This window comes from Halorubrum sp. SD626R (assembly GCF_001261915.1).
Lineage (GTDB): Archaea > Halobacteriota > Halobacteria > Halobacteriales > Haloferacaceae > Halorubrum.
Genome location: NZ_CVRT01000039.1, coordinates 1 through 1,265 on the forward strand (window position 1 = coordinate 1; position 1,265 = coordinate 1,265).

2 protein-coding genes are annotated in these 1,265 nt (G+C 73.0%); both read left to right on the forward strand.

The window, feature by feature from the left end; translation table 11 throughout:
• On the forward strand, positions 1 to 656 hold a 656-nt coding region (locus SD626R_RS03070), incomplete at its 5' end, for a sulfite exporter TauE/SafE family protein (protein WP_141651415.1).
• A gap of 22 nt (positions 657 to 678) precedes the next feature.
• Positions 679 to 1,265: cation transporter (locus SD626R_RS03075; protein WP_141651416.1), on the forward strand; the 587-nt coding region annotated here is incomplete at its 3' end.

Consider the following 1,265-nt stretch of genomic DNA (forward strand, 5'->3'; position numbering starts at 1 on the left):
CCGACCGCCGGGGCGGCCACCTCTCCACCTACGAGGTCCGCCAGCACGCCCTGTTCAACCTCGGGCGGGCGGCGAGCTACACGGTCATCGGCTCGGCCCTCGGCGCGCTCGGCGGCGTCGTCCTCGTCACGACGGCGACGCTGACGGGCGCGGCCGAGGCGGTCCGCGGCGTCGTCGGCCTCGGCGTCGGCGCGGCCGTAATCTTAGTCGGGATCAGGTACGCGCTCGGCGGCGCGACCGGCGGGGTCCACCTCCCGGGGCTCGAACGGGTCACCGGCTGGCTCACCGGTCACGTCGACCGGCTCGCGAACGGCCCCGGCATCGTCGGGCTCGGGGCGGTCCACGGCCTCCTCCCCTGTCCGATCCTCTACCCGGCGTACCTCTACGCGTTCGCCAGCGGCTCGGCCGTGAGCGGGGGCGTCGCGCTCGCGGCCCTCGGAATCGGCACGATGCCCGCCGTCTTCCTCTACGGCACCGTGATCGAGGGCGTCGACGCGGTCCACCGGCGCCGGGTCCACCGGCTGCTCGGCGTCGCCTTCGTGGCGCTCGGCTACGTCCTGTTCGCGCACGGCCTGATGTCGGTCGGGGTCCACGTGCCGCACCCGCGGCTCCCGTTCTGGAACCCGCTCGACGCCGGGATGACGGGGGGAATGTGACGATGACGGAGGCGGTCGACCGATGAGCGCGCCCGACTGCACCCTCTGTGAGCTCCCGACCGACGGCGTCGACGTGACCGACGACGCGGGCAACGAGTTCTGCTGTTCCGGCTGCCGGGACGTGTACGCGGCCCTCGGCGACGCCGACGTCGACGCCGACGCGGTGCGCGAGCGGCGGCAGGCGAGCGAGGCGGGCGAGAAGGCGAACGCGACCGGGGATGGACCTGGCGACGGCGAGGGCGTCCCCGCCGACCATGAGGCGACGTTCCTGGAGGTCGACGGGATGCACTGCGCGACCTGCGAGGCGTTCATCGAGACGGTGGCGACCCGGACCGAGGGCGTCAGCGCCGCGAGCGCCAGCTACGTCACGGACACGGTGCGGATCGACCACGACCCGGAGTCGGTCTCGACCGACGACCTCGCCGAGGCGGTGAGCGGGCTCGGCTACAGCGCGTACGACCGCGAGGACGCCTTCTCGCGCCGCCAGGCCGATAACATGGCCACGGCGCGGCTCGCGGTCGGCGTGCTCGTCGGGATGGCCGTGATGCTCCAGTACATCGTCATCATCTACCCGACGTACTTCGCGTTCCCCTTCTACAACGAGCGCAC